The 25,861-nt window shown below is 36.9% G+C and carries 17 protein-coding genes and 5 pseudogenes; 11 read left to right on the top strand and 11 right to left on the bottom strand.

The genetic code is table 11. The annotated features are described in order from the left end of the window. Positions 1-2: 2 nt before the first annotated feature. Genes SJY39_RS12705 through SJY39_RS12690 form a run of 4 tightly spaced genes read left to right on the top strand, consistent with a single transcriptional unit; the run spans position 3 to position 6,385 of the window. Positions 3-2,030: a cysteine peptidase family C39 domain-containing protein gene (locus SJY39_RS12705; protein WP_372275345.1), complete on the top strand. Its 2,028-nt coding sequence runs from the start codon at positions 3-5 to the stop codon at positions 2,028-2,030. Further along, positions 2,017-3,138, top strand: a complete 1,122-nt coding sequence (locus SJY39_RS12700) for an efflux RND transporter periplasmic adaptor subunit (protein WP_157938690.1) — start codon at positions 2,017-2,019, stop codon at positions 3,136-3,138. The genes SJY39_RS12705 and SJY39_RS12700 overlap by 14 nt, the downstream gene beginning before the upstream one ends. Next, a complete protein-coding gene (locus SJY39_RS12695; protein ID WP_102332071.1) occupies positions 3,138-5,036 on the top strand; it encodes an ATP-binding cassette domain-containing protein in 1,899 nt (632 codons plus the stop codon). Before SJY39_RS12700 ends, SJY39_RS12695 begins: the two co-directional genes overlap by 1 nt. Continuing rightward, complete coding sequence (locus SJY39_RS12690; RefSeq protein WP_102332072.1) at positions 5,033-6,385, top strand: TolC family protein; 1,353 nt, start codon at positions 5,033-5,035, stop codon at positions 6,383-6,385. Before SJY39_RS12695 ends, SJY39_RS12690 begins: the two co-directional genes overlap by 4 nt. Positions 6,386-6,471: 86 nt before the next feature. On the opposite strand, the pseudogene SJY39_RS12685 reads toward SJY39_RS12690, so the two are convergent. Both SJY39_RS12685 and SJY39_RS12680 read right to left on the bottom strand, forming a co-directional pair. Further along, positions 6,472-7,082, bottom strand: a pseudogene (locus SJY39_RS12685) (hypothetical protein). Between the two features lie 167 nt (positions 7,083-7,249). After that, the gene (locus SJY39_RS12680) at positions 7,250-8,110 is read right to left on the bottom strand and encodes a LysR family transcriptional regulator (protein ID WP_235612483.1); all 861 of its coding nucleotides are present in this window, start codon (positions 8,108-8,110) and stop codon (positions 7,250-7,252) included. 135 nt (positions 8,111-8,245) lie between these two features. Between SJY39_RS12680 and SJY39_RS12675 the strand changes: the two genes are divergently transcribed. After that, a complete protein-coding gene (locus SJY39_RS12675) occupies positions 8,246-9,763 on the top strand; it encodes an arylsulfatase (protein WP_102333157.1) in 1,518 nt (505 codons plus the stop codon). A 54-nt stretch (positions 9,764-9,817) separates the two neighbouring features. Then, a complete protein-coding gene (locus SJY39_RS12670) occupies positions 9,818-11,113 on the top strand; it encodes an anaerobic sulfatase maturase (RefSeq protein ID WP_102333156.1) in 1,296 nt (431 codons plus the stop codon). 631 nt (positions 11,114-11,744) lie between these two features. On the opposite strand, the pseudogene SJY39_RS12665 reads toward SJY39_RS12670, so the two are convergent. Both SJY39_RS12665 and SJY39_RS12660 read right to left on the bottom strand, forming a co-directional pair. Next, positions 11,745-12,886, bottom strand: a pseudogene (locus SJY39_RS12665) (IS4 family transposase). Positions 12,887-13,034: 148 nt separating this feature from the next. Then, positions 13,035-13,582 (bottom strand): annotated as a pseudogene (locus SJY39_RS12660) (transposase); the annotation flags it as partial. Between the two features lie 253 nt (positions 13,583-13,835). On the opposite strand from SJY39_RS12660, the gene SJY39_RS12655 reads away from it, so the two are divergent. Further along, complete coding sequence (locus SJY39_RS12655) at positions 13,836-14,537, top strand: EAL domain-containing protein (protein WP_102333155.1); 702 nt, start codon at positions 13,836-13,838, stop codon at positions 14,535-14,537. Between the two features lie 12 nt (positions 14,538-14,549). Here SJY39_RS12655 and SJY39_RS12650 read toward each other — a convergent pair whose 3' ends face one another. From SJY39_RS12650 to SJY39_RS12625, 6 genes and pseudogenes are all read right to left on the bottom strand, one after another. Then, the gene (locus SJY39_RS12650; RefSeq protein WP_102333154.1) at positions 14,550-15,494 is read right to left on the bottom strand and encodes a helix-turn-helix domain-containing protein; all 945 of its coding nucleotides are present in this window, start codon (positions 15,492-15,494) and stop codon (positions 14,550-14,552) included. Between the two features lie 106 nt (positions 15,495-15,600). Further along, positions 15,601-16,248: pseudogene (locus tag SJY39_RS12645) on the bottom strand (transposase). Positions 16,249-16,510: 262 nt separating this feature from the next. After that, entirely contained in the window at positions 16,511-16,780 is a 270-nt protein-coding gene (locus SJY39_RS12640) for an Lpp/OprI family alanine-zipper lipoprotein (RefSeq protein ID WP_102333153.1), read from the bottom strand. A gap of 291 nt (positions 16,781-17,071) precedes the next feature. Continuing rightward, positions 17,072-17,377 (bottom strand): hypothetical protein, encoded by a 306-nt coding sequence (locus SJY39_RS12635; protein WP_102333152.1) that lies wholly within the window; start codon positions 17,375-17,377, stop codon positions 17,072-17,074. 377 nt (positions 17,378-17,754) lie between these two features. Further along, on the bottom strand, positions 17,755-18,372 hold the full coding sequence (locus SJY39_RS12630) for a response regulator transcription factor (protein ID WP_102333151.1): 618 nt from the start codon (positions 18,370-18,372) through the stop codon (positions 17,755-17,757). 408 nt (positions 18,373-18,780) lie between these two features. Continuing rightward, complete coding sequence (locus tag SJY39_RS12625) at positions 18,781-18,966, bottom strand: hypothetical protein (RefSeq protein ID WP_102333150.1); 186 nt, start codon at positions 18,964-18,966, stop codon at positions 18,781-18,783. A gap of 301 nt (positions 18,967-19,267) precedes the next feature. Between SJY39_RS12625 and SJY39_RS12620 the strand changes: the two are divergent. Next, positions 19,268-19,829 (top strand): annotated as a pseudogene (locus tag SJY39_RS12620) (transposase); the annotation flags it as partial. Positions 19,830-19,868: 39 nt separating this feature from the next. Here the strand turns inward: SJY39_RS12620 and SJY39_RS12615 are convergent. Next, on the bottom strand, positions 19,869-20,000 hold the full coding sequence (locus SJY39_RS12615) for a hypothetical protein (RefSeq protein WP_268811442.1): 132 nt from the start codon (positions 19,998-20,000) through the stop codon (positions 19,869-19,871). A gap of 350 nt (positions 20,001-20,350) precedes the next feature. Here SJY39_RS12615 and SJY39_RS12610 point away from each other — a divergent pair, with 350 nt between their 5' ends. The 3 genes from SJY39_RS12610 to SJY39_RS12600 all read left to right on the top strand — a co-directional run bounded on the left by SJY39_RS12610 (position 20,351) and on the right by SJY39_RS12600 (position 25,861). Next, complete coding sequence (locus SJY39_RS12610) at positions 20,351-23,716, top strand: Ig-like domain-containing protein (protein ID WP_390241985.1); 3,366 nt, start codon at positions 20,351-20,353, stop codon at positions 23,714-23,716. Between the two features lie 849 nt (positions 23,717-24,565). Beyond that, a complete protein-coding gene (locus SJY39_RS12605) occupies positions 24,566-25,108 on the top strand; it encodes a hypothetical protein (protein WP_102333148.1) in 543 nt (180 codons plus the stop codon). A gap of 108 nt (positions 25,109-25,216) precedes the next feature. After that, positions 25,217-25,861, top strand: coding sequence for a hypothetical protein (locus tag SJY39_RS12600; RefSeq protein ID WP_102333147.1), 645 nt, complete (start codon positions 25,217-25,219; stop codon positions 25,859-25,861).

Below are 25,861 nucleotides of genomic sequence, written 5' to 3'. Positions count from 1 at the left end.
TAATGAATACAGTGTGTTTACAAGGTGAAATGGCTGAGTGTGGGTTGGCTTGTGTAAGTAGTATAGCTGAGCTCCATAATAAAAATGCGCCTTTGAGTTATTTAAGAACATTATGCAGACCATCAGATCTTGGGACTAGCCTTTATGACTTAACTGAACTCTTTGGGAAATTAGATCTTAATGCTCGTGCAGTTTTATTTAACATTCAACTAATTCAAGAGTTGCCTACTCCTTGCATTCTTCATCTCAATGACAGCCATTATGTCGTATTGGAGAAGGTTAATAGTTATTGTGCAGTTGTAATGAATCCCGCTTTAGGTAGGCAGGTATTAAAACTTGGAATATTAAAAATGAGCTTATCCGGATACGCTATCGTATTGGATGAAGAAAAGAAGCTTAACGCTAATAATTCCTTTTTTAACATTTTCCAGTTTAAGAATAAAATCATAAAACTTGACGCTCTTTTATTAATTTATGGTTTATTATCCACATTACTATCTTTGATATTGCCGGCAATAATGTTAAATATAAATAACGGTTTTAAGAACTTTGAAAACCTAGATTTTCATATGTTATTTTATCTGGCAATAGCGCAAATAATTTCTGTGGTTATAATTAGGCAAGGCTATAAGCGAACTATGATAATAGAAGGCGCAACTATGGCCAAAGAAAGTAATAAAATGTATGCTCGATTTTTAAATAATAAGATGTCTTTTTTTGAGCGTCGGACCTCAACAGATGTTGCTAATAGGGCACTTAAATTTGTAGGTGCGCAAGTTGCAAAATCGACTATTTATAACACTTTAATTATCTGTATTATTCAACTTATAATTTCATTTTTAATTGTTGGTTACATTTCCCCATATTTGGCCTTTTTTTTACTATCTGTATCTTGCATATCATCATTCTTAGCTTGGGTGTCGAGGAAGAATTTAAGTCAAATTAGCATAGTTGAAGAATCTTATCGAGAAAATATATTTAAGCATTTTGTGGAATCTTTTAATTCAATTTCTGACATAAAGTCAAAAAAGGCAAGTAAGAATCTTTGCGTAGTAAATGATTCGAAAGTGAATCAACTCGTAGACTTTAACATTGAATCTGGTTTAAAGCATCTGAAATTCCCAATAATGCAAGAAATTATTGGGATATTTGATATGATATTGACATTATGTTTGTGTTTTTGGTTGATTCAATATAATAACACCCCTTTATCATCTGTATTTTTGTTTTTTTATGTTAAGCAGGTGTTTTCTACTTCTTTTAATCGTTTGATTGAAATAAATGACTCGTTTGGCGCTTTTGATGCAGCACAGGAAAGAGGAAAAGACGTTATTGAATTTGAAAAAGATAACAGCATTCACCAGTTCGATAGCGATAGAGTCGGAGGGCTCCATCATGTAGGCATTGTCGAAAAAAAGTCTGATAGAAATTCAATTATTTTCCCCGAATTGATAATAACTAAAGGGCAGTTAGTTGCTGTTACTGGTTGCTCTGGTTCGGGTAAAACTACGTTATTAAAAATATTGTCTGGTTTATATTGTAATATTAAGTTGTTGAATGATGATGGGGGCGAGATGGATAATAACGTGATTATTTCATCAAATTATTATCATGCTACCAATCAAGACTTTATTAGTGGTTCTGTACGTGAGAATATCACAATGTTTGATGCAAATCATAGTGACTCTGATATCCTTACTTTAATAGAAAAGCTTGGTTTGGGACAGGTTATAGCATCATTACCCCAAGGTATAGATACGAAAATTAATGATTATACAAATCCCTTTTCTTCAGGAGAAAAGCAACGTGTATTATTATGTAGAGCATTACTTTCAAATAAGAATACTTTATTGTTAGATGAACCTATGAGTAATTTGGACGAGTTGAGTTGTGATTTAATTATGAGTACATTGAAAGGAACAGGAAAAACGATTGTTTTTACTAGTCATAACCCTTCTTCAATTAGGAAGGCAGATAAAATCATTGATCTTAATATTAAAAATCAGGATCATGAAAGTGAATTCTCGTGAAATTGCAACTAATAAAAAAAACACTTTTTTGTTACTTTTTATTCTAATTTTATTATGTTTTATTTATGTGAACATCATTGGCAGTCCAAATAAGTTTCAGGGACGGAAGACGCATGTTGTTTCGATTGGCAGTATCACTCGTAATGTAGAGTCTATCGGTGTGATTGAGGCCGCTAAAATGATTGATGTTGGTGCCAGTGTTTCAGGGGAAGTTACCGAATTAATGGTTGGTGTAGGCGATAAAGTTTCACAAGGTCAATTGTTGATCGAAATTGACCCTACTGTAAGTGCAAACGAGCTTAAAACAGCACAGAATGAACTGAAGATAGCTGTAGCAAATTTTGATGTGAGTCGCGAACGGTTTCTATATGAACAAGAACAGTTAGAGCTCATTGCACATTTAGTAAAGATTGGAAGCAAAACATCACAAGAGTTGAAAGAGCAAAATCTTGTATACTTGGAAAGCAAAGCGTCCTTGCAAAGTAGCAAACTTTCTAAAGAGACAGCGATGTTGGCGGTGGACTCAAAAAAAGCTCAATTGACTTACACAATGATACGTTCTCCAATTGACGGAACAGTGGTGTCAATACAGGTTGATAAAGGTCAAACTTTGGTTTCAACTCAGCAAGTAAGTAACTTGATAAAAGTTGCAAGTTCTGACCAATATATTGTGAGAATTCCTATATCGGAGTACGATATTTCGAATATATCTATTGGAGATGTTGTGGATTTCCATATCTTGGGTGTTTCAAATGAGACATATAAATCAAAAATATCGAATATTGATTTGACTCCATTAAGTAACAGTTCAACCTCAAAAGGTGTTATTTATAATGTTTCTTTCCATGTTCCCCGAGAACTGTCAGAACACGTTCGTATTGGTATGTCAGTAGGTGCGAAAATAAAAATAATGGAAGAAATAAATGTTGTTATTGTTCCTAGCCATTATGTTCGATATGACACAAATGGAGTTGCGAATATTACTGTACTAGATAATGGTAATGTTATCACCAAAACAGTCGAATTAGGTTTGTATGATTTTTTAAATTCCGAAGTGGTTTCCGGAATTGAAGTTGGTGATGTTTTGATTTTAGAAGGAATCGATTAATGCCTTTGATTAAAATTAGAAATCTAACTAAATCATTCCATAAAAATAGTAATAATACTGTTGTATTAGACAAGATTGACTTAGATATTCATGAAGGCGAGTTAGTAGCTATAGTAGGGAGTTCTGGTTCGGGAAAGTCTACATTAATGAATATTATTTCTGGCTTGGATTCTAACTGGAGTGGAGATTATCATTTAGATAGTTGTGATATGCAGTCTTATGACAATGAACAATGGGCTAAGATTAGGAGTTGTTATTTTGGTTTTATCTTTCAATCATATAATTTAATACCTTACCTTAGTTGCTTAGAGAACATTAAATTACCATTGTTATACTTTAAGTGCAAAAAACATTACTATTCGAATACCCTTGTAGAGACTATAAACCGGTTAGATATTAAAGAAGTGAGTTCTAATAAGCCAAGTGAGCTATCGGGCGGGCAGCAGCAACGGGTTTCTATTGCGCGAGCTTTGGTTAGTGAACCTCGAATTCTTTTGGCTGACGAGCCAACTGGTGCATTGGACATACGAAATAGTGAAGAAGTAATAAATATTTTAAAGGAAATAAATAAAGATGGAACTACAGTAATAATAGTTACTCATGATATGAGTATTGCTGAGTTGTGCGATAGGCAAGTTTCAATTTCGGACGGTAAGGTTATAAATGGTATTAATGAGGATTCTGTTGTTAATGATAAAATTAATCATAATGAAATACAAGGTTATAATTTTCCGTATCGTATGAAAACCGTGTTGTTAAACTTATTTTTTTTGTATAAAAATAATAAGATAAAGCTTTTTTTAAGTCTCATAGGAGTAATAGTAGGTATTGCAACTATTGTACTTAGTTTGTCTGTATCTGAAAGTGTAGAAAAACAAGTGATATCAGAGTTGTCACGAATGGGAAATAATACGGTTCAAGCTGCATCTTATGGAGAGCAAGATGGACTGCTAATAGAAGATACGTTCAATAAATTAAAAACATTTAAAGAAATTAAATATATTTCGCCATATTTACGCACGCAAAAGAAAATAAAGCGAGCCTTCAAAAAATATGATAATAATATTTCAAATGATGCCAGTACAATACTTGGCGTATCTCATGAATTTAAGAATCTAATTAAGTTACAGCTTTTAATTGGTCGGTTAATGAATCAAGAAGAGGTGGAACTTGGTCAAACTGTTGTTGTGATTAATGAAATTCTAAACAAACAACTATTTGGAACGCATGATTCAATTGGCAATAAATTGATTATCGATAACATGGTTTTTACTATTATAGGTATAGTAAAACAGAGTGACGTACGCACACCACAACCTATTGCCTGGATCCCGTATACTACATTTATCCATCGAATTAGTAATTCAAATGTTATTAACGAGTTTCACTTTACAGCAATTGAGTCTGATTTAGAAAAAATCATTATTGATTACTTATATAAGATTACAAAAGGTAGTTATACATTTTGGTCAGATAAAGAGTATGTGGAATCTCTTAATCGAGTGAAAAATTTATTTTCAATTTTTATCTTGTCAATTTCTTTTATTTCTTTGTTTGTTGGAGGATCAGGAATTATGAATATAATGTTGGCTTCGGTTAGTGAACGGTATTCAGAGATTGGATTGCGTCGTGCAATTGGAGCATCAAAAAAAAATATACTTGAACAGTTTCTGATTGAGTCCCTTTTTGTTACATTGTTAGGTGGTTTTTTAGGTGTTCTATTGTCCGTTGGTACATTAATTGTGATGAAAAATATATTAATTGATTTTGAGATTATATTGTCTTCTTATTCCATTTTTGTTGGCGTGACATTTTCCTTATTTACTGGGTTATTATTCGGCTTGTTACCTGCCATTAAGGCTTCGAAATTAAACCCTATAGAAGCGCTTTCTCGATGATTTTTAAAAAGTGTTTATATTTGTTTTTATTGCTTATCATTGGTTGTAGTAATATTAAAAGTAATTACTTTGATTACGAAAAAAAAACGAAGGTGGAAAATGAACAGGGTGATTGGTTATATGATATAGAAGAATCTAATTTGTTAACTGCCCCTTACCTTAATGAATTGTTAGCTAGTGTCATTATCAATAATTTCGAGTTAAACTTAGCTATACTAGACATCAAAAAAGGGGAACTAAATACAAAAAAGAAAGATGATGAACAGGGTGTTCAGATGAATATTAATGTTAGTTCTTCTCATTCAAAATATTTGGACCACGGAGATGAATCTAGTGGTAACTATAGTACCTCTTTTGGTTTGTCTTATGATGTTGATTTTTTTGGTAAAAAAAATATTGAAGATAAGTTGATGTCGATAGACCAAGAGTTATCGTTTTTAGACTTTTTAGGCCTTAAGAATGACATAACCACTTTAGTTATTAACGAGTATGTGTCAATATCTTCTAACAAGTTGAAGCTCGATGTATATAAAAGAATCAAAGATATCCGTATTGATATCTTGAAAATTGAAAGGGAACGATTAGACTCTGGCGTTTCTGTTGGTTCTGAGGTCCTGTCCGCTCAACAATCTTTAGACTCCGCGGTGGCTATAATTGAAAATATCAAGGAAGAAATTTTCAATTCAGTTAACAGAATTGAATTTTTTTCTGGGAATACTGAATTTATCGATATAATTAAAATTAGCGAAGTTGATGTCATAAATTTACCTGACGTGACATTTTCTGATTTGCCAAAATTCGCAGGTACACATCATAGCGTATTAGGTTCTATGCTTCAAATTAAATCTAGTGAACTAAATTTCGAACTTGAAGAAGTTGCCTGGTATCCACAATTTTCGATATCTGGGAGCATTGGTACTCAAGGTGAAAAACTGCGTGAAATTTTTGAAAATCCGTTTGGTTCTATGTCTTCATTATTGATTTTTCCTGTTATTGAGTGGCATAAGCGGACTACTAATATGGGCTTAGTTAATGCTGATTTAACAACGGCACATTTAAATTATGAAAATGTAATTAGTTCGGTCGTAGACGTTATGAACAGTTCTTTAATTAATCTATATGCAGCGCAAAGGCATTATGAAATTAGTCAAATTGAGTTATCGACAGCTAGGTTGACTAGATATTACAGTTTGAATAATTATAACGCAGGCTTTACATCAAAGTATGCAGATCTTCTTACAGAATTTGATTTTCTGAATTCCAAATTGACTGAAATCGATGCTCAGTATAATTTAGTGACTGCAAAAGTTGAGTTATGTTCAGCACTCGATTATCGTGGTTGTCTTTGATTGTCTTTGATTGTCTTTGATTGTCTTTGATTGTCTTTGAGGCGTAATTAAATTTAGAGCTAATGCCACCCTGTTTCGGGCATTTCTTAGTTAATACGATAAGTTTCAGGCATACCTAACCCAGTAAGCTTGTTCAACGCTTTTATCATCGCGTAAGTTTCACCTACTTGTGCATTGTAATTTCTTAAACTTAAACGACCACCAAGCAACTGTTTAACTCGATATATCGCTGTTTCTGAGAGGGAGCGTTTGTGGTAACTATAACGCTCTTTCCAATACTCATTAGAGCCATATAACTTCTGGTTACCTACTGTGAGATTTCGGGGATGACCCCGCTCCCAGAAAGTAGCCCCTTCTCTTGGAGGAATAAGCGCAACGGCTCGCTTAATCTTAATCGCATCGTGGCAGGCTCTCGTTTTTGTCTTAAATGTGACCTCAACTTGCTTTTGTGTTCGGCTAACAAAAGTGTTGTATTTAATACTAAACGGAATATGAACCTAAACATCGAGTCGGTGAATCATTGCGGCGTTCTCGGTGGTATAGAAAATGCTCGTTTTCCCATACCCCTGAGGGCAGTCGTGAAGGCTAAGTCACTGAATCGACTCGCCACTTACCCCCAAAATAGCAGAGAACCGCGGTTAATGAGAAATTGGTTGTATTGCTTCCAGTTGGTTTTTTTGTAAAGAGATTTAGGAATAAGATTATGAATGGAATTAGCTAATCAGCTCTTATGTTATGGATCTAGTTTGGATTACGCAACAAAGCAAATTGAATCAGGCTCTAAATACTTGTTTGTTCGTTGTAATATAGTTTGTCAGTTTCTGTGAGGAAGTTCATTTAACTATGTCGTCATGTGCCGAAATATTACAATGCCAAAGGGACGGAGTTAAAGTTGTTGATTTGCATCTTAATGTGTTCGCGTAACTTCATATGAGCGGGGTTATGCGTATCACGTTTATGATAGATGAGTTTATAAGGAATTTCGTAAATATCGATGGGGCATTCGATTATTTGTAGATCGAGACTCTTGCTCCACTTTGTTGCAAATGATTTGGACATGAGCCCTAAGTAATCATGTAGCGCGACGTTCATTGCCATCCCTGCCAGCGAGCAAGTAACTACACCGGTTTTACGCTCTTGCATCGCTTCTTTAGCTAGTTGCTCAAAACCGGTAGCGTTTTGCCACCTTCCAGAAAACAAACAATGAGTTTCATTGTAAAACTCTTGTTTGGTTAGCGAACCCTGAATTCGAGGGTGTTTACCACGACAAATAACTACAGCAGGCTCTTGGTAAGCTTCTTCGATAACAAACGCAGGGTCTTTGGTGGTCACTGTATCTACGATTAGGTCCATTTCCTGACGTCTAAGTTGCTCAAATAAAAAGCATTTTTCCGGGGGGGATTCGTGTAATACTGCGCCATTTAGTGATTTGATTTTGTGCAAAATAGATTCTGAGCAATACACTTCAAATACTTTTTCTTCTAATACTGCGCTTTCGATAATGTTAATGGCTTGTTGAAATTGAGGGACCAGTTGATACGCTGTTGAAGTCAGCGTGATACCTCTGCCTTTCTTTACAAACAGTTGTTTATTTCCTACTTGTTGTTCTAGGCGCTTCATCGATGCGCTGACTGCAGGCTGCGTAAGTTGCAGATGCTCTGCTGCTTTAGTGTAAGATTGGAGATCCGCTACGACAAGAAAGGTTTGAATTAGGTTTAAGTCCATTATCGTTCTCATAAATTGAATTTATACATTAACAAAATTGCACTATATTTATCTCGTTTACTTGTTAGTTTAACCTAACCTGTATGGGAGTTTAAGATGAACTTCCTATAATTTCTGAGAATTAATGGAGATGGTATGAAAAAGGCAACCAAAGAAAAAGGGAGAAGACTGGTGCTTAACGCCTGTACGCTCGCGTTAGGTGCTGCTTCTGCTACCGCAAACGCGGCTGACAAACCCAACATCTTGGTGATATTTGGCGACGATGTAGGTTACTGGAATTTAAGTTCGTATAACCAAAATATGTTAGCTTACAATACGCCAAACATCGACACTCTTGCTCAAGAGGGCGCTAAGTTTACAAACTTTTACGCACAGCAAAGCTCTACCGCTGGCCGCTCTGCTTTTATTACAGGCCAAATGCCTAAGCGTACTGGCTTATCAAAAGTCGGTTTACCTGGTGCGGTTGAAGGTATCTCTAAAGAAGATCCAACCATCGCTACCATTTTAAAACAGATGGGTTACGCGACAGGTCAATTTGGTAAAAACCATCTAGGTGACCGAGATGAACATCTTCCAACAGCCCACGGTTTCGATGAGTTTTTCGGTAACCTGTACCATCTGAATGCGGAAGAAGAGCCAGAAAACGTGGATTACCCAACGGACCTTGAGTTCAAGAAGAAGTTTGGTCCACGCGGCGTTATCCACTCGTACGCTGACGGAAAAATTGAAGATACAGGCCCTCTAACACGTAAGCGCATGGAAAACATTGATGGCGAATTCCTCGACGCAGCTGAAAGCTTCATTGAAAAACAAGTCAAAGCAGATAAACCGTTCTTTACTTGGTTCAACGCCACTCGTATGCACAACTTCACTCATCTACCAGAAGAGTACAAGGGTAAAACAGGTGCGGGTTTCTACGCTGATGGTGTGAAGCAACACGATGACCAAATTGGTGATCTACTAAATAAAATAAAGGAATTGGGTGTTGATGACAACACCATCATCGTTTATACCACAGATAACGGTCCTATGATCAACTTGTGGCCAGATGCGGGGATGACGCCATTCCGCTCTGAGAAAAACACGGGGTGGGAAGGTGCTTTCCGTGTGCCTATGTTGATCAAGTGGCCTGGTAAGATAGAAGCGGGTAAAACGTTCAATGGTATGATGTCTCTAGAAGATTTTTTTCCAACGTTAGTCGCGGCCGCTGGTAACGATAAAGTGACTGATGAGTTGCTTAAGGGAAAAAAAGTTGGTGATATGAACTACAAAGTTCACTTGGATGGATACAACCAGCTACCTTACCTAATAGGTAAAACAGATAAGTCTGCGCGTAATGAGTTCGTCTATTGGAGTGATGACGGCGATCTACTCGCTTTACGTCAAGGTAAGTATAAGTTCCATTTCTTGATTCAAGAGAATGAAACTGGTTTAGATATTTGGAAGAAACCATTTACTAAACTGCGCGTTCCGCAGTTCTATGACTTAAGCATCGACCCATTCGAACGTGGTGACACAGGTATGGGTTACGACCGTTGGATGTACGAACGTACGTTCTTAGTTATGCCTGCAATTGCGAAGGTTAAAGAAGTTATGGACACCTTTATGGAGTACCCTCCTCGAATGGAAGCTGCTTCATTTGTTCCTAAGTAACGTATAATTACAAGTGGCGCTCATAGGGGTGCCACAATCCGAAGAGAGATATGCATGAGCAAAACTTCCCCACGTCACTCTACCACTATGCCAATTGTGCCAATGAAAACGGCGTTTAAATCCTTACAAGGAAATGAACGTCGGTTCCACGTGATGGCAAAACCCGGCGGTGCAAAATGTAACATTGACTGCCAATATTGCTTTTATTTACATAAAGAAAACCTGCTTCATCAACCAAAGCAACCTAAAATGGATGATGAAACATTAGAATTATTTATTAAGAGTTATATTGAGAGTCAAGACGGAGAGCAAATCGTATTTTCTTGGCAGGGCGGTGAACCAACACTGCTTGGATTAGACTACTTCCGCAAAGTGGTTAAGCTACAAAAGAAATACCAGCCAGAAGGCATACGTATTGAAAACGATCTACAGACCAATGGCATTCTACTTAATGATGAGTGGTGTGAGTTCTTACATGTGAATAACTTTTTAGTTGGATTGTCGATTGATGGTCCACAAGAGCTGCATGACAAATATCGCAAAACTCGTAGCGGTAAGCCTACTTTCCATTTGGTAATGAAAGCAGTTGAAAAACTGCAGCAACGTCAGGTGCGATTCAACGCTTTGGTGACGGTAAATCGCCACAACGTGAAGTATCCATTGGAGATCTACCGTTTCCTTACCCGCGATCTTGGTGTGGCTTATATCCAGTTAGCACCTGTGGTCGAGCCAAATGATTTTCATACGACCGCACCACAGTTCTGGAATGAACAGATGATCCCAGAGCTGGGGAGTGAGTTAGCTAAACCGGGACATCCAATGTCAGTTGTCACTGATTGGTCAGTTGATCCTGATGATTGGGGGGAATTTCTTAGCACCATGTTTGTCGAATGGGTCAACAATGACTTAGGTCAAGTGCTGGTCAACCTATTTGAAACTGCTGTCGCTCAAGTGATGGAAAAGCCTTCTCAGCTTTGTATTACCGCAGAATTCTGTGGCAAAGGCTTAGCGATTGAACATAACGGTGATGTATATAGCTGTGACCATTATGTGTATCCCGAATACAAGTTGTCGAACATTCACGACCAAACGTTGAATGAAATGGTATTTTCTACTCGACAGTTTACTTTTGGTATGGCAAAGCGTGACTCACTACCAGAATATTGTAAGCAGTGTCCCTACCTAAAATATTGTTGGGGCGAATGCCCGAAAAACCGTTTAATCATGACCCCTGACGGTGAACAAGGGCTTAATTACCTTTGTTCTGGTATCCGCCGATTCTTCGATGATACATTGCCTATGTTGGTTGGTTTATCGCAGATCTTGCAAAAGCAAAACAGTAAATATTAAGTATAGTTGGTCATTAAGTATATTTTGCAGTTGAGCATAGTGTGAATTTAGCAAATCTTTACGTTGTTATTTATCTGGATTATTTAATTATTGCTTAGCCAATTTTTAACTCAATGTATTATATTTTTTTATAGTAAAGGTTTTTGGACAGTCGGTAGTTTTTTAATCTTATTGGAGTATTCTAACTTTTGACAGAAAATTAGGAGATTTCTTGTATTACTACGATCTCGAAGGTTGCTCAATAGCTTGCTAGTTGAGTCGGACAGAGGACTTGCACAAGGTCCTTTTGGGATGGCTATTTTGGCCCTTTGATGCCATAAAACAGTATCTGAATACCATTAGTTGTTGTTAGTTATTTTATTTAAGCCATTGAACTAAAAGTTTGATTAACGTCACTTACGCTGAATCCCACCGGTAGTTCTGACCTTCTTGTTTGCCGGCGCAATAGCGGCTATTCTTTTACCATGTCGCTTTATCTTAGGTTTAGGCTGTCGTTTTTATAATATTATTGTTTAATTCTGTCTAAAGATAGGTCGGTCTGTTCTGTATTTTTTATCAATACAGTAAGTTTTCAGGTATACCAAGCTTGTAAGCTTATTCAGTGCTTTACTCAAGGCACTGACGGATCTCTTCATAATTTCCCTAGTCCTGCGTTGTGTGTGAGCCTTTGATATTCGAACATTCCCCATTGATATTGGATTCATTAATTTGATATCGCCGATGATTTCGTACCTCTCTCCCTAGACGAGGTATGGATAGAACTCGGCGGTGTTTAATGCTGTTGGCTTGGAAGTCAAAATGCCATTTGGCCTGTACTGCAATTAGGCCATTCCATCACATCAAGATTTCAGCGAGCAACGCAATAAGAAGCTGGATATCCAATCGCTTAGTACCGCGAGTTCTGTTGTGACGAAGTGCGATTCCATAGGCGGTACTCTTAGATCGCGGAATGCCTCTTCTATCTGCATACGCTTGGTGTACAGATTGGTAATTTGTACTTCATTTAAGATATGTCGAGGGACATTAGTCGCGAGTAGCCACGGCTCCTTTGCACTGCGTTGATAGAGATATGTAGCGGAGTGTTTTTGGCTGGTTCTGCTATGGCGCTGGGCTTTTCTGCCTTTTTCTAATCCCTTATAAACATAGGCTTCACAAGATATCGGTGATCTCTTTGCTAATAAGCAGTGGCCAATATATTTGGGTTTATGGACAGCGTTTGGATAAAAGGTTTTATTTGAGGCCCAAGGTTTTTGAGGTTGTTTGATTGATACTTCACCTCGGACACGACCTAACCAAAACCAACTTTTCTCCTGTACTTGGCGGAACCAAGTATTTCTAAAACCCGCATCAGAAATGATGATTGGACTGATTTTATTCGGCAAAACACTTTGCAATTTATCGAGGAATGTTTGGTGACTTTTCGGTGAATTGTATTGGCCATACTCAAAAACTTGTTCAAAGATTGTGATGGCTCGACCATCAAGTGCAACGGATGTACTTAACGTCATATAACAACAAAGTTGTTCACGAACATCAGACCAATCAACAAGGATGACAAGGCATGGGTTAGCCCCCGTTATTAAGTAGGCATGCCATTTATAGATAAGGTCTTTTTCACGATGTAGTTTCCAGTTTTCGACCTAGTTTAGTCAGCGTTGAGTCTGAACCGTCAAGTACACTTTTTGTAGCAAGTATCAGAGAACTCGAGCGTTTTTTGTGAATGGAGGGGCTTTGGTCTTGTATGGTTTGTTGTAGAATCTGAATGTCGCGCATTGTTAACCCACTTGTTCGAAATGTGTGTTCAGCGATATTCATTAGATCAAAGACGGCGATGCGCGTCTACCTCATTGTTTTTACGCCTGATTATGAGGGGATTCGCAAGCTCAAGGCGTAAGTTTCCACCACGGGGCATTGTGATTTTTCTAAAACTTAAACAACCTCCAAGCAACTGTTTAACTTTGTACATTACTGTTTCTGAAAGTGAGCGTTTGTAGCAACCATACCGATGTTTCCAATACTCATTTGAGCTGTATAATTTTTTGCAGCCTACTGTGAGGTTTCCGGGACGAATACATTCCCATAAGTGCCCCTTGCCTTGGAATAATAATCGTAACAAGACGCTTAATCCTAATGGCATCGAGATAGGCTCTTGTACCATAAGCGCAATCATCAGGTACCTCAAAGATGCTTCGGCGGTTTTGTTTTAAGCAAGAACCAACATGCTTTGTTCTTGGCTGAATACAAGTGTGTGCGGACAATTTAGTGGAACATGGGCTAGCCTAAATATCGAGTAGATGAATACTTCAGCGCTCTCGGTGGCATAGAAAACACTCGTTTCACCATGAACACTATTGTGTGGCTAAATCACAGAATCGACGCGACCTCCTACGCTTCAATTTAGTCATTTACCGCGTGTTCATCAACCCAAAAGGTCAGAGAACTGCGGTAATTGAGTGAACGGTTGTACAGGTTGTTTTGAAAAGAAGCTTAGGCATGAGGCTACAAGAGGTAGCGGACGTAGCTGTTCAGATCGTAGGTTATGGATTTAGTTGCACTGAATCACGTAATAAAGTCCGCTCTACCTCTAAGTGAAGTCACGCTACAGAGTCGTATTCGGATGTTTATAGGTTGTTAGCATTTTTGCTTGAGTGGGTTTTGATATGATAACGTAATTTTCACTTCTGCCGGGTAAAGTTAATGGTTTAATTTGCAAGGGGTTGGAATGTTTTTATATGATGGTGTGGAGGTTAATATTGTTTATCAACCTAAGTATTGCTTGATAAATAACAAGGTAAGTGGGTTGGAAGCACTGACTAGAACGTTTGAGGGCGGTTTGAAGATTGATCATGAATTGTATTTGTCGAATTTAAATAATAGGTGTTTAATAAATGATTATACAATTTTATTTATTGAAAGTTCATTTTTAGAGTTAAATAGAAATGACTTACTTGATGTTGAGGTATCATTTAATATATATTCAAATCAATTGTTAGATGATGTTTTCGTCTCTAAAATGTTAAGCGTTAGAAAATGTTATAAAGGCATTGTTACATTGGAGATTTCTGAGAAGGAAGCTGTGGATTCTTTAAGGCTACGGGAAGTGGTCATGAAGTTGAAATGTCATAATATTAAAATATCATTAGATGATTTTGCAAAAGATTCGGCAACTATATGTAATCTTTTGAGTGTTGACTATGATGAGGTTAAAGTTGATAAATCCTTAATCGATATGTTAGACGCAGAAAAGACAAAAATGTTTATTAAAATGTTAGTTGGGTTTGCTTCGGATGTTAATTTAAAGTTGGTTGCGGAAGGGGTCGAATCTCAATGCCAAGTGCAAACGTTAAAAGAGTTGGGTGTTGATTTTGTGCAAGGGTACTTTTTCGCTAAGCCCACTTCAGCTTGCGAGCTAGCGTTGGTATAGATTATATCTGTATTATTTTAGATATTTTATTTCTATTTTGTTATCAAGCGAACTGTAGATCGCTTCAAAGATGGGTATTTGTTGGACCATTTTATTAAAGGGTATTAGTATGCCGACCCATTTGTAAGTCTTATTGAAGTGCTTTAAGCCACTTTTAGATTCATCCCCAAAGTTGGTGACGGTACCTTCAAGTGATTCTAGATACTCTTTGAAAGCCGTGCGAGATGTTTGTATATATATATACTCTGCAGTGAAGTTTCTTTCTAAGCAGAATGATATGCTCTCTAATATGCTAGAGCAAAATATTGTTGTTGATGAGGAATAAGTGCTTGGTGTGGAAAGTACATTATCATGTACTAAGTTATTCTGCATAATGCGTGGCCTATTTTTGTTGACCTTGATTAGCTCGCGTAACGTAGTTAGATAAATTACATGATGCGCTCGAAGTTCGCCTTCACAATTATGATATTCAAGAAGTAAATAGTTTGAATTGTCAGGGTTGATTAGTTTTTGAAAGTCATTGTACCGTTGTTCTCCCCATTCACGCATTAATATCTTGCTTATTTTAGGGTCGGCATGCTGTGGGGTTGTTATAGCATTACAGTTTGTTGAATAGTTTAGTTCATAATGAAATTCACTTATTTCCTCTGTTAGGTCGGAATGACTTACATTAGGAAACCTTTTATCAAATAATCTTTGTTCAATGTCTGCCTTTGATTTCATTAATGTCAGGCCTGCAGCTTCCCTTGCTATTGATAGCGCATCCTTTAGCGATGAATTAATTAACATTATTTGTATTTGTCTTTGGGTTGATGGTACCGTGCGGCCATTCTCCCAGCGTGAATAAGTACCTTTATCTAATCTTTCAAAGCTTGGATGTGTGGATAACAGGTCTATCATGTCTGTTTGACTAAGGTTTTTCCCTTGCCTCGTTTTCTTTAATAATTCTTTAAACATTGATTCTTCTCTTTGGTTAGATGCGTGCTTTAAAATTCTAATGCTTTCTAGTGGCGTTGTTGATCAAATTAGGTAAGGAATGCAGTTCCTCTGCATTATCTAGCTGTTAGTTTATAATAGGTATACCTAATCCTAGGGCGTTGTTCAATACTAACTATGACCTCTCCAATTTGGGAGTTGTAACATATCAAGCTCAATGTATCGATAGTCAGCCCCTTATATAGAGACAACGGTCGTGATATAAGGGCAGTTTTGCACTAAGCTAACTTATCGTTTTTGAGCGTTTCAACGGCTTCATTTCCTTTGCTGGGTTCAGTAATATCGGATGAACTCTACTGAACCAACGTTAACAAGACTTACTCAGCACTAATCACATTATGGGTATCAATATCAATCGCAGGGTAAAGTGCAATTTACTCCAAGTCCTAACTTTTCAGCTTCAGGTATTTTAATTTTCTATTCACCTTCCCCAAAGGCTTTCAGGCCTGTTGAATCTATCGCGATGTGTCGAATTGGACCTTTGGAACTGTTCCTATATTTAACCGCTTACTTACGCTTGTGTAATCAAAAATGGGGCGTCAACCAATGATCAATGCAAATATAGAGTCTATAAAGCCTTGAGGCACGCGTAAGTGTAAGGCGGCGTTAAAACGGTTTCGATGTGAGCATCAGAAAACGGAAAGCCTCTACTTCGTTTGTATAGAGTTTTATTATATTCACTCCGGTCAGTTATTTTCTTTTTTGACTTTCCTATGTCGCTACTATTACATCAACTACATGAGGTTAGGTTACAGGATTTAAGAGCGGTTCAACTGATTTAGTATACCAACGTCCTTTCTTGTTATTAATTAACAGTAACATTACTTCGGGAAATAAAGGTGTAAGCAACTGTATGATGTTTATATTCTTGTATATTTTCATAGAGTGTGTTGCTTAATACATAGCTACTTCAGTGAGCGAATGCTTGTGATGCGAATATACACCTCCCCGAGGGAGGTGTAAGCACACTGACTGAACTATTTGTTGCAAGACTGTGTTATGTTGTCGATTCGTTCGTTTGCGCGATCAGCTTCTTCTTGGGCTTCTACTGCTGTGCTTTTAGTTAATTGAGCTTCAGATGTTAGTGTTACTTTTTGCTCCTTAAGGTCTTGTAAATCTTGGTTTAACAGACTTACCTGGTTATTAAGATTGTTTATTTTCGTCATTGTTTCTTCATCTGGACTTGAAGAACAACCTCCGAGTAGAAGTGCTGAAGAAGTTACTGCTGAGACTAGCATTTTATTCATATATATCCTTGAATATAAGTAAATATCAAAACCGATGCGACTTTATCGGTGAGGTTGGCTACACTTGAGATTTGGTCTGTTATGTAGAATTAAAAATAATAATGATTTAATGTAACTTGCACTTGCACTTGCACAAAAGCCGCAAGACCGATTCTGTTTATATGCGTGATTTATAAAAATAGTTTCAAATTTTGAAGTTCTAGTTTGTGGTTCTTTCCTTAAATTATTTCTTTCTCGGGTTGATCGCTCTCCTATTTAAGGCTTTTAGATTAACGAATTGCGCGTCTATTTCTAAATGTCCAGGAAAATGCTTTCTCTTAATCGCGTGAATTTATCTAAACTTGCTGGCTTATTCCGTAACCGCCACTCATTTTGATAACTACCCGCCACCTCTTGGTAACACAATTTACAACAATGATGCTTTGCAGAAAAGTGTGCTTTGGGGGTTTGCTCAAACTCTTGTTGATGCTTCTTACAGATAATAACAATTGGTGTCCGACTGTTTACATATTGAACAAGAGAGTAATCGTAGTAATTACCCCATTTTGTTATTGCTTTTTTAATAAATGTTCTGTTCGTATCTTTAGGGAAAGGCATATAACTCTTCAATATTTATATCTTAAGAAAAATACATTTTTCTTAAAGTTGGTTAATTCTCAGTCTCATCTAATACTATGGATAATAGCATGAAAAACTAAGATTTCTTCTGATATTCATACATTTTAGCCACCTTTTTTTAAGTCAAAAATCAAAAGTGTAAGATCCAAGATTGCATGTTTTAGATTTATTTGCTTCCAGTGCAAAATTATCAAAAAAAATTCCGTTTCAACTCTTATCTGCAGATTTTCGGTTAGTTTTACAAATTCAAATTTTATTTATAGGTACTATGTTATACAAATCCTGTCAGACGGACAATTAACTTAAACATGATGTATCATAACCAGTTTGTATCATTACTATCACCAAATATAGAATTACAAAAAAATACTAAAAGTTTTTGTGTTCTCTGATTCCGCAAACGTATGTAAAAGCTCAATCAATGAATTTGCATGGTATTTTTTCAAGATTCTCGTTTTATAAGTGCTGACCGTTTTCGCACTTAACGATAACTGTTCAGAAATTCGTTTATTCGAATAACCTTGAGCTAAGTAGTGAAACACTAAAGCCTCTTGTTTTGACAATGCAGGGCTACTTGAAAACTGTGAATGGTCAAGATCAAATACAGAATAGCCACGAACAATACTAATAATCGCGTCCTTGATTGTGTTCTTACTTCGGTTTTTGTGTAAAAAACCATTGGCACCTAGTTCATAAGCGGCTTTACTCAAGCTAGAGTAATCTTTGGAGGAAACAAAAAGGATCTTCCCTTGATATCCGCTAGCCAAGATGTTTTTAGCTAAACGCATGCCATCTCTATCACCGATAACAACATCTAAAATAATTAAATCAATACTTTGATTGCGAACTAATGCCATTACTTTTGCACAGCTAGTCAATTGTTGTACGTCAACAGTATTTATTACATCAATTACAAGATTAGCAAGTGCTTCACTGTAAAGTGGTTGTGAATCAACAATAAGAACGTTTTTCAAAATCTACCTCATTTGGTCCCAAATTTTATTTGCTCACACCAATAAAACTTCAGTCAATTCCTACAAAAAAGTGAATTGATTTTATCTATTAGCAGTTGAAATAGCGTTGTCATATTGAAATTTACTTAAGTGAAGATGCTAACAGGCTGAAAATGTTAATGTATATCAGAGACGACTTTGTTGCGTGATTCACTGGAACTAAATCCATAACCTACGATCTGTTCAACTACGTCCACTACTTGTCATCACTTGATGCTTGAGTTTCTTTAAAAAACAACCAACTAAAAATAACACACCGTCCTTTGGGAACGATAGATAAGCAGTAAATGGTTAGGTTCAAGTGCGAGAGGTCGCGTCCATTCAGTGACTTAGCCATACCAATAGGTTGTATGGCGAAGCGTGTGTTGTTTAACCCGCTACAGGTTTTTTTTCAGAAAACATCATCAGTATAAAGCGCTGCTCTTCTTCACTTAACGTAATGGCGTTTATTTTCATCTGGTCGCCAATTAATCGTTGAAGTTCACTCCGTTGTAATACGGTTAGTTGATTTAACTGTAACGTTCTTTTTAACTTTTCAAATTTTTTCGATTCCACTTCATTCTCCCTGATAAATAATTGCAATCAAATTCAATATAAAATAATGGGCTTTACTGGTAAGTAAGATTATTCGTAAAAGCATGTAAGCTCTTTCTTGTTTATTGCTTAGATCGATGAATATAAAGAAGCTAGGATTTGCGATAACTACTCCCATTAATCTTGGTTTTGTTGCGTAATTCAGTCGAACTAAATCAAGAACTTACGATCTGATAAGCTACGTCTACGACCTGTTGTAGCCTATGCTAAATTTCTTAACGAAATAATCAGCTTGAAGTACGGCAACCAATTGCTCATTAGCCGCGGGAATCCACGTTGGTTCAGTGATTTATCTATCACGACAGCGCTCATGGTGAAACGAGTTTTTTCTATGCCACCGAGAGCGCTGAAGCATTCATCTACTCGATATTTAGGCTAGCCCATGTTCCACTAAATTGTCCGCACACACTTGTATTCAGTCAAGAACAAAGCATGTTGGTTCTTGCTTAAAACAAACACGCCGAAGCATCTTTGAGGTATCTGGTGATGGCGCTTATGGTGCAAGTGCCTATCACGATGTCATTAGGATTAAGTGTGTTGTTACGATTATTCTTCCAAGGCAAAGGGCACTTATGGGAACGTGCTCGTCCCAGAAATCTCGCAGTAGGTTGAACAAATTATACAGCTCAGCTAAGTATTGGAAATAACGGTATGGTTACCACAAACGCACACTCTCAGAAACTGCGATGTATTGACTTAAACAGTTGCCAGGAGAACGATTGAGCTTAAGAACTACAATGCACCGGTGGGTAACTTACGCGATGACAAAAGCGTTGAACAAGCTCACTGGCTTAAGTATGCCTGCAACTAGTCGTATCGACTAAGAAATACACGAAACAGATAGGCTCTACTTCTAAATTTAATCACGCAACAAAGCCCTTAACACGGTGTTTACTTGGAATAGTCATCATTAATGCTAAATGTGTAACACCTTTCAGGGCGGGGATTTTTACTAATTCAATGAGGCAAAGAGCCACTTTAATTAATGTTAACATATTAATACTCTTAGCGAATTTACTGTTTGATCTGAGTGCGATGCTAATTATATTAAGGACGAAATATTGTGAACGATAAAATTTCAAAGCTTAATTTAGCTCTATCAAATTAAGCGAAGGTCCATCCTTCCGTGTAGGAAAAGTCTTAAATTTTCAATGTTTTTATATTTCTGCTGTGCTTTTTTTTTTGTCCTTTATATTTCAAACAATGGTTGAATGTTATCAGTAAAAGCAATATTAGGATTGCAACTAATTTTCTACATGTAACATCTCGGCCTTTGTAAACAATTTATCTATGATTAATCGTTCATAGATGTAAATAAATCAAACATTAAATTGGTCATGTTAGAATGAGAAAAGGCAAACATAGATTGTTATATAATTCAAAAGTTATTTCTATTGGTCTTGTTACACTTGCATTAAATGGGTGTGGTACAGGCGAGGAGGAACCATCTTCTCCACAAGATTCCATAGTGGAAGTCGTTGCTCAAGATGCGTTGCTTAAAACTGAAATTAATGATAGTGGATATATTGTAGATTTATCCACTATTGTATTAGCTAATCAATCTGAGAATGTCTTTAGGCTGTCTGACGTGTCCGTTATAAATAGTAATTCATCATGCAGCCCTATCTCCATCGAACAGCAGTCTTTTACGATTAACCGTAAGCAAGCTACAGTTTGTGATTACGCGTATGCTGTTATTGCTAACAATCAAACAGATGTAAACGAACATAGTAGTGGTATGGTGCGCGTTGTTGTGAGTGATGGCGACATGTTTCAACTGCCAGCACTTTCGCATGTTGCAAAAATCAATGAAGTAAACACAACAACAGATCCAGACTATAACTACGAACCAATTCAAATTAATCTAATTAATGAATTAAGCTTAGTTGGAACCGATGTGTCTAATTGGACGCTCTCTCCTTCAATCACGCAGCCTTATACCAAAGGCTCTTTAGTTAACGTTGATGTTACAAATCACCTTATTGAATATATACCAGCTCCAGGGACCAGCGGTATTGACAGACTAATGTACAGCTATATTGATGACTCTGCTGGTCAAGCATATAGTGGTGTTATAGACATTGCAGTCGCTGAAAATGCGAACCAAGGGATTGAGTTGTTAACTCCCAATGCCATTTATGGTTTAAACGGCAAAACTTATGTCCCTCTTAAGGACGCGATTAATGGCATTGAAATCGACGTTAGCCCCTATGTGAATTCATTGGATGGGGACGATATTCAACTTATTTATGTGAAATCATTAACTGCCCCTCAAACAAGCATTGATGGCGCAAATCAAAATAATTTAACTAATACTAAATTTACATTTAAAGCATCAACCCAAAATGTCCATTTCGTCACTTATGCCGTCAGTGATCATAAAGGTAGTTATCAAATTGGCCATATTAGTGTAACCGTGTTGGATGAAAATGATATGGCTCCTTGGGTTGATGTAACTGACGAACAATCCAATACATTGTTTTACGCACCAAAGACTTTAAACGTCGCAATAGCAAATAGTTATACCTTTGACGAATCAATCACCACTCGTGTATCTGGAATAAATTACTCTGTAGCTGGATTATATAGCGATAGCGTTATTGAATATTGCTCTCAACTAAGTGCAGAGTTAGCAACAAGTGAAGAACTAAAATCACTAGTAGATAGAGGTTGGTTAAACACAGCACTTTGGCCCCAAAATAGTGAATATTTAGTTTTAGACCGTATTTCTGGAGACATTAAAATTCTCGATATTTCAGCTGGTGCGTATACTATAGATATAACAACGTTAGATAACCCTCTTTCGGATATCAGTTACTATCCTGCATGTGTCGAGAAAAGTGATGCGACAGATCGTATGTTAGTGAGTTTACAATTATCAGCCAAGTTACGCTCTGGTACTACTTCCATTTCCGTGCCAAATGGCAAGTCAATTAATACAACGCTGACCGGCTATTTTAACGACGGTTCGGTAGAGAATGACATGCTTTTATTCGATAAGTCATTGACCACGTTCGTACAAAGTAGTCAGCTTTTGACTCAAGATAGCTTTGGATTTATCGCACATACTATTGGTAACACAGATTTATATGGTCAATATAATGCTAATAAAGACCCATTGCGGTCTAATATTATTGATATTGAAGTTACAACTGCTGTAGTTACAAATGGTACGCTATCCGTGTCTTCGAGTACGGTACCGCAAGGTTCAACGATTACTCTTGATGGACAAATAGAGTACAGTGATAATTCGAGTTCCCTAGTCAGTGATGAAGCGAGCATTACATGGATGATTGATAAATCCGAATATACTGGTACGGGGTCTCACTATTATGTTGATGATATTACATATGACGGTTCAAATTGGACGTTAAAGTCAAGTGTAAATCAAGGAACTTTTGAGATCTATTGGATGATTGACGGTGTCGAGTCTAACCCACAAAAAGTGACCATTGTTGAAGCTGTCCTGGTCAACCTAGAAAGTATCGTAACGAAAGATAGTACCTCGCACTTAGTAGCGAATGAATTTGCTATAGGCCGTCCGTTTTATTTCACTGTTATGGGTATATTTACAGATGGTGTGTCACGTGATGTAACATCAATGATTGAACAACAAAACTGGGAATATGATAGTAGCTACGTTAATCAATCAAGTACGTCATTCAACCAATTTACTGGTCATGCAGTTAATAGAAATCCCAATGATTGTGGATACGGTCAGCCAATTAAAGCTTGGTTGAATGGGCTGTCTATATGTAAAAGTGTCATAATAGCAGAACCCTATTTGATGTCTGTTACACTAACGCCAAGTCACCACATCTTACCCAGAGGTACTAGCGTGGATCTCACTGTTATTGGTACATATAGTGATGCCTCATCTCAAACCGTCAGTGGGTGTACTTGGGCATCTTCAAACTCAAACCGAGCAACTGTGGATGTCAATGGTAAAGTCTCAACAAATGCATCCAGCGAATTAGGCGACGTTAACATCACTGCTGAGTGTAATGCGCGTTATGGTACAGGTACATTGTCTAGTAGCACGAAAATTTCCGTGACAGGTCCTTCTCTTGTTAGTATAAATGCTTCGCCAGATTCATGGCGAATGAGTAGGTTAGAAACTGAAAAGTTAACCGCAATTGGTACGTACTCAGACGGAACCACCGCAGACATATCTGATACAGTATCATGGTCTAAAACTTCTTCTGGATACGACAGTAGTTTGACCATAAACGGGGCGCAAGTAACGGTTGGCGTTGGATATACAAGAAGTGGAAGTTTGGACTTTGTTGCCAAATTAAATGGGATTACAAGTGACACTGTTACATTAACGTTGTACAACTCATTTTATGTATCATCTAACAACATGAGAATTTCATTTCCTTCTAGGAGCGAATTAAATTGGTCGGGGTCGAAATGGTTTTGTGGAAATGTAGCAAGTGTACAAGGTGAAGATTGGGGCGGAAGAGATTCTGATTGGGCTGCTTTAAGCCTTGGAACCTCAGAGCAAATTTATAACGCTGGTGTAGCTAAAGAAATTCATGACATGTTTGTAAATCAGTTAAACGATGATGGCAAGCCTTATGGCACATACTATGGGGTGTGGAACGAGAAGAGTGGTAGCGAACGGTACTTATATAATATGAGTAATAATTCTGAGTCCTTTACTTGGAAAACAGATACTAGTACTTTTCTCTGTGGCCAATCTTTTTAGATTATAAATGCCCGCCTTCTTAGAAGGTGGGTTTTCCTCATAATTCTCTAAAAAATGGTATCCATGCTGTTAGGTATTCAATAACTGGAATTGGCGATCATACTCTATGTCCTGTTTACCTTTATGTCGTACATATCGTTAAATTAATTTTTTCATTCCAGCAGTCCTTGTCTAAAAACTGTCCTCGCCCCAAAATTTTATTTCCTACCCCTTTTCGTATTCGAGGAGATTTATTAAGGCGTATTGATCTTTTTTGTCAATACAATAAATCATTGATATGTTGGCATGGTTTCCCTCTAACTTGTAATATCTACTTGAAATTGCCGTATACCTAATTTTCGACCAAGCGACTTTAACGCCAATCTATACAATCTTTGTCTATACCTTTCCCACTATATGCGGTAAATAAAAAGCGCGGAAGATTTAGCATCATCAGTTAATTAACCAGAGTCACCACTCAGATGCTGGTACATCCTTTTTAAGGACCTATAAGTGCTTAAGTTGCTTAGCCAGAGAGCTAGTGCTCGTTTTTTAAGAAAATATTCTGGTTTCCGCTTTTCGAGAGGTCTTGCATATTTAGCCCTCTAAGGGAGCTTGATCGATAAGGGACATATCCCTACAGACGTAAATATTTCCAGGTTAGCATTTGTGGTGGGATAAAATTCCATCTGCTAACTAGATGCGCGTTATTTAATGTAAAATACGTTTACAAATTGAGGCTTTTTTTAGTTTTAGTTTTAGTTTTAGTTTTAGTTTTGGTTGTAATATTTTATTTTTGAATTATTTTTAGTTTATTTAAATGCAAGCAAAACGTTTTTATTTGAAAAAGAAAGGAAAAGGAAAAGTAAAATGAAAAAAATTACTGCATTATCGTTAGTTATTATGAGTGCTTTGACTAGCCAAGTTGCATTTGCCGATGCTACAGCTGTATTAACATGGAATGGTCAAGTTGGAGCGAATTTGGCTGATAATGATTACATGATTACTGGTAATAATGGTTCTACATCTGCTGATGCATTTAAAGGGGCGTTTTTAGATATTCAACCTAATGCAACATTTGATTCTGAGCATATTGTATTGGAAATGCGTGCGAATAGTGGAGACGCTACAAGTCCTGTAGCTGGTGATCTTTGGTCTGGCGGTACTGTTACTTGGACGCTTGATAATGTAGTTGCTGATATTGATGGTGTTGACTTGCAAGCACAAACAGGTGGTGCGCTTCCTATTGTCGTGTCTATTAATGGTGAAAATGTAAGCAAAGGCGCGAGTTACAGTGATACATCATTTAATCGAATTGGTGTTAAAGTTAGTAATCAGCAAGCACTGGATCCAAGTGTAGTAGCCGGTCGTGATATTGTTGTGGAAGTAAATTTATCGGCGACAGCCGCTTAAGATATTAGGTCTCTAGTCAATGATATTGTTGATCGTGTGATCGTGTGATTGTGTTAATAGTACAAGAGTACGTAAACTCTTGTGCTATTTTTATTATAGAAAAAAATAATGAGATATCTGGTTTATATAATGTGCTTGATTTTGTTGAGTGCTAATTGCTTTGCAAAAACAAAATATTTCAGAGGTAGCACAGATGTTACTACAAAAATTGAAATTTATAATTTGTATACAGAATCAATCACTGGAGTTTCTATTGTCCCAAATAAAATCAATTTGAAATTATTGGCGGATAAGAGCGGTTTTGAAAGAGAAGATGTGCATTTAATTATAGAGACAGATATTCCTTCAGGTATTGCTAATGTGCCAGATGTTAGTATTGATGTTCCTTATTCAATTGAGTTAGTTCAGAATGACGCTCACTGTATAAATAATAACTTTTTAAATGACGCCGTTGATTTTTCAGCTACACAATCAGCAAATCCTATATTTGTTTCCACGTTAATTAACAACGTTGGTTCTGGCAGTGATAATTATCAGTTTGTTGGAGTCGGAAGTTCGAATGGTTCAGTTGTAGTTGATGATTTCGCTGAAACAGATTCGCTATCTAATGGGCTATTGGTTAAAAAGAATACGCACAAGGTTGAATTGAGCTTTTTAACAATATCGGATATTGCACAAGCGATGCCTAGTGGTAGTGCAATGAACACTGAATGTGCTGGTAGCCTCTCTTTTTCTGTTACTATAGGTTTATGA

The organism is Vibrio sp. R78045 (genome assembly GCF_042466085.1).
Taxonomy (GTDB): domain Bacteria; phylum Pseudomonadota; class Gammaproteobacteria; order Enterobacterales; family Vibrionaceae; genus Vibrio; species Vibrio cyclitrophicus.
The sequence above is the reverse complement of the archived record's forward strand: the minus strand, read 5'-3'. Positions and strand labels throughout refer to the sequence as shown.

What these genes read in the sequence shown, in the direction of transcription:
- SJY39_RS12705 (WP_372275345.1), top strand. Translation starts at nt 3, where the DNA reads ATGAATACAGTGTGTTTACAAGGTGAAATGGCTGAGTGTGGGTTGGCT.
- SJY39_RS12695 (WP_102332071.1), top strand. Translation starts at nt 3,138, where the DNA reads ATGCCTTTGATTAAAATTAGAAATCTAACTAAATCATTCCATAAAAAT.
- SJY39_RS12690 (WP_102332072.1), top strand. Translation starts at nt 5,033, where the DNA reads ATGATTTTTAAAAAGTGTTTATATTTGTTTTTATTGCTTATCATTGGT.
- SJY39_RS12680 (WP_235612483.1), bottom strand. Translation starts at nt 8,110, where the DNA reads ATGGACTTAAACCTAATTCAAACCTTTCTTGTCGTAGCGGATCTCCAA.
- SJY39_RS12675 (WP_102333157.1), top strand. Translation starts at nt 8,246, where the DNA reads ATGAAAAAGGCAACCAAAGAAAAAGGGAGAAGACTGGTGCTTAACGCC.
- SJY39_RS12670 (WP_102333156.1), top strand. Translation starts at nt 9,818, where the DNA reads ATGAGCAAAACTTCCCCACGTCACTCTACCACTATGCCAATTGTGCCA.
- SJY39_RS12655 (WP_102333155.1), top strand. Translation starts at nt 13,836, where the DNA reads ATGTTTTTATATGATGGTGTGGAGGTTAATATTGTTTATCAACCTAAG.
- SJY39_RS12650 (WP_102333154.1), bottom strand. Translation starts at nt 15,494, where the DNA reads ATGTTTAAAGAATTATTAAAGAAAACGAGGCAAGGGAAAAACCTTAGT.
- SJY39_RS12640 (WP_102333153.1), bottom strand. Translation starts at nt 16,780, where the DNA reads ATGAATAAAATGCTAGTCTCAGCAGTAACTTCTTCAGCACTTCTACTC.
- SJY39_RS12635 (WP_102333152.1), bottom strand. Translation starts at nt 17,377, where the DNA reads ATGCCTTTCCCTAAAGATACGAACAGAACATTTATTAAAAAAGCAATA.
- SJY39_RS12615 (WP_268811442.1), bottom strand. Translation starts at nt 20,000, where the DNA reads ATGTTAACATTAATTAAAGTGGCTCTTTGCCTCATTGAATTAGTAAAA.
- SJY39_RS12610 (WP_390241985.1), top strand. Translation starts at nt 20,351, where the DNA reads ATGAGAAAAGGCAAACATAGATTGTTATATAATTCAAAAGTTATTTCT.
- SJY39_RS12605 (WP_102333148.1), top strand. Translation starts at nt 24,566, where the DNA reads ATGAAAAAAATTACTGCATTATCGTTAGTTATTATGAGTGCTTTGACT.
- SJY39_RS12600 (WP_102333147.1), top strand. Translation starts at nt 25,217, where the DNA reads ATGAGATATCTGGTTTATATAATGTGCTTGATTTTGTTGAGTGCTAAT.